Genomic DNA, 4,008 nt, shown 5'->3' with positions numbered 1-4,008 from the left:
GACAAAAAGAATAGATTAAAAAAGATCAATTATTTTAATTAAATATCTGTATATGGTTACCTATTGATTTGAATTAGTATAGTAATAGTTATTGATTTAAATAGAATCGAGCTCAATCTGTTTAGGAATCAAGGTTAAAAAACAGCAATATTTTTCTCTCGGTAATTATATTTTTTTATGAAAGGATATGAATAATGCTTACATTAAAAACAGAAGGTCTCGTGAATCCAATCGGGATCGATTGTAAGAAGCCAGAGTTTAGTTGGTTGATTTTATCTGACGAAATAGGTGTTATGCAAGAATCTTATAAAATAATCGTGAAAGAAGAAGATGGAAGCATTGTTTGGGATTCAGGGGAAGTCTTCTCAGATACTGCTGTTGAGATTTTTTATGAAGGAGAACTTCTTGAATCATCCACAAGATACAATGTTGAATTATCAGTAGTAGATAATCATGGAAATAAATACGAATCTAAGAATCATTTTTTTGAAACGGGACTTATGTTAGAGAATGAGAAATCCTTAGGTAATGGTGCTAAATGGATCGGAGCAGATGAGTTAACATTGGATGCGACCTCTGCATGCTACTTTGATTTGAGGATGGATCTAACTTTAACGGAAGGGTGTAATAAGGCAGGAATCATTTTTGGCGCAAATGATTTTCGATTAAAAAACAAGAACTTTAATATATGGGGAAAAGCGGAAGAGCTTAATTATTTCAAATATGAAGTAGATGTAGAGCAGCTTTTAAATGGTATAAGTGATACGGCAAAGCTTAATATTTATGTCGTTGGTATGCCGGTTCTTGGACAAAGTATGGAGAATGACTCAAATGAAGCTGAGTTTTCATTAGAGATTCCAAATACAGTGATTTCTAAGGAAAATGCTTATGAAAAGATGAGTATTTCAATAGATACATTGAGTAACTTAAATCAGGTCACTTTTAAGATAAATGGAATAGTAGTCGATGAAAATCGTCAGCTTAACCCTTTAGGCAACACGCATGATTATAATACTTATCCTAATCTGAATGAAATTGGTTTTTCAGTAGCTGCAGGAGAAAAAGCCATCTTTGAGAACATAGCGATTCATAATCCAGGACCATATAGTGAGGGAATTCTTTTTGGAGAGAAAATTGGAGCTACCTACGATATTTTTAAAGGTCTTGAAGGGGTACATGTGGGAGAAGATGGAAGGATTGTTGTTGGCGGCAATCAGGATATTTTAGTATTTGCCAATCCGTCATATGGCAGTGCTCCTATGCTTAGAACAGAGTTTAAGGCTGAGAAAAAAATTGAAAAAGCAAGACTGTATGTTTCGGCTCAGGGCATCTATGAAATGTGGATGAATGGAGAGAAAATTAGTGACCACTGGTTTAACCCAGGGAACTCGGAGTACCGTGAAAGAATTGCTTACCATACCTATGATGTGAAAGAGTTACTTAATAGTGAGAGTAAGAATGCCATTGCCGTCCAACTGGCTGAAGGTTGGTGGAGCGGCTATCAGACCTTCATCGTCCATAACTATAATTTTTATGGTGATCGTCAAGCTTTGATGGCAAAGTTAGTGATCGAGTATACCGATCAGACGGTTGAAACCATTGTAACGGATGAAGAAAATTGGTCTTACTATGGTAATGGACCTGTTGAGTATGGCTCCTTCTTCCAAGGGGAACGCTATAATGCAAACAAAGAAGTAGTTGGCTGGATGAATGTGGACTTTGATGAAAAAGGCTGGAGAAAAGCAGTTGAGATTCCAACCGAATCTACATTTGAAAACTATACTTTTATGACAAGATTGGATGAGCCGATTCGAATTATTAATACGATTGTCTCAAAAAGTGTACAAAAAACCAGCGAGCATAAAGATTTCGAAGGTAATTATTCCTACATTTATGATATGGGTGAAAATGTACTGGGAGTTCCTCATATTGTGATACCAGAAGGAGTGCTTAAGGCTGGTCAACAGTTAATTATCCGTTATGCTGAGATTCTTTATCCTAGTCATTTGAAGGAATATCAAGAAGCAGGCATTGCAGATATGATGATGGTTGAAAATTATCGTGCGGCTCTTTCGACTGACTTTTATACTGCAAAAGGAAGTGAAGCGGTTGTCATAGAACCTCATCGAACCTATCATGGTTTCCGTTTTATTGAGATTTCAGGACTCAGTGAGCCGCTTCCAGTGGAATTTGTTGAGACATACCTTTTGTCATCTATAAAGCTGTCTTCAACCTATGAATCTTCGAACCCATTGGTCAATAGATTATATAAAAATGTTCAGAACTCCCAAAACAGTAATTTTATATCTCTTCCAACAGACTGTCCACAAAGAAATGAGCGGCTGGGATGGACGGGTGATGCGCAGGTATTTTCCATGGCAGCAACCTATAATGCCGACGTTTATAATTTTTATCGTCAATGGTTATACACCTTAAGAGATAGTCAGTTTACAACAGGGGCACTTCCTGTATTTGCTCCAAGCTATATACTGCCTAATCAAGATACAGGTGGATTTGGTGGTTTCTGTGGTGTTTCTTGGGACGCAGCTCTTGTATTGATTCCATATAACCTATATAGACAATATGGCAAGAAGGAGATCATTCGTGAAAATATTGGAGCCATTGATAAATATCTAAACTATTTGCTGGAAAATCCAATGACTATTGATGATAAAATTTATAATGGATTAACCAGCAAAACGGGTATTCTTGCTGATTGGTTAAGTATTGAACTTACCGACTACACGTTAATTAATAATGCCGTTTATGCCTATTTATTAGAAACTTCATCAAAAATGGCTGAAATAATTGGTGATACTGAGCTTTCTAATAAGTATCAGGCTGCCTATGAAATAACAAAGGCAGAGTGGAACGAACTTTATGTTGATGAGGATGGCCGTACAAGAGATTTTGAAGGGAAACTTCAAGATACTCAAGCATCTTACGCAACTCCGCTTAGATATGGTGTATTTAATGAAGAAAATGAAAAGAAAGCTGTGATCCATTATCAAGAAACAGTTAAGAGGACGTTAACGGAGAAGGGTAATTATACGATTAAAACCGGATTCTCAGGAACCCCAAATCTTGTACCTACGTTATCCAAATATGGATATATAGAGGAAGTTTATAACTTATTTGAATCAACAGAGTATGCTTCATGGCTATACCCTGTTATCAATGGGGCAACATCCATATGGGAACGCTGGAATTCCTATACGGTTGATGGTGGATTTAATGGCAATAATTCTATGAACTCTTTTAACCATTTTTCGCTAGGTGCTATTTATGAATGGATGATGGGTTATCAACTAGGAATCATGTCTGATGAAGAAAAATCAGGCTACAAGCATTTTATTCTTCAGCCTCAAATGGGTGGAAAGATGGAATATGTAAAAGGAAGCTTTGAGTCGCCATATGGAACGATTCATAGCGGATGGACAAAGAGTGGGGAAAGTTTGTGGGATCGGTATGAAGTAAAAGTACCTGCAAATACAACTGCTGATTTATATTTACCTGTTGAAGAGGATGCTAAGTGTGAGGTAGTATGTGAAGGTGTTATTTATAGAGGAAATACGACTTTTAATCATATAAAAGTTGCCCATTTTGAACTTGTATCTGGCAGCTTTAGGTTTAATAGATTGAATGAATGTATTGAAGTATCGATAAATCAATAGCTCGTGCGATCGCTTGGGCATGAGTTCGGTATTGGACCGGACTCATGCCTTTTTATTTTATCTTAATGTAGATACTAGTGATTTATTTTGATAAATACCAGTGATTAATCCTTAATAAATGTTTAAGTAAATTCTGCGGGGATTGATTCTGTAATGGCACAAATCATAATTCCTTAGGGAAATCAAACAGTCTTCATCACTGTCGAAGGAAAGGAAAAGCTACGGCAGTTATGAAGTTCTCATAACTGTCTAAGGAAGGGAATAGGAAGAGCTACGGCAGTTATGAAGTCCTCATAACTGTCTAAGGAAGGGAATAGGAAGAGCTACGGCAGTT

At 36.5% G+C, this 4,008-nt stretch carries 1 protein-coding gene; it reads left to right on the top strand.

The genetic code is table 11. The features are described from left to right. Nucleotides 1–194 precede the first annotated feature (194 nt). A complete protein-coding gene (locus V7077_RS06615) occupies nucleotides 195–3,674 on the top strand; it encodes a family 78 glycoside hydrolase catalytic domain (RefSeq protein WP_335499642.1) in 3,480 nt (1,159 codons plus the stop codon). Nucleotides 3,675–4,008 lie beyond the last annotated feature (334 nt).

It is taken from the genome of Neobacillus vireti, from assembly GCF_036962465.1.
In the GTDB taxonomy this organism is placed as follows: Bacteria; Bacillota; Bacilli; order Bacillales; family Cytobacillaceae; genus Neobacillus; species Neobacillus vireti_B.
The sequence above is the reverse complement of the archived record's forward strand: the minus strand, read 5'-3'. Positions and strand labels throughout refer to the sequence as shown.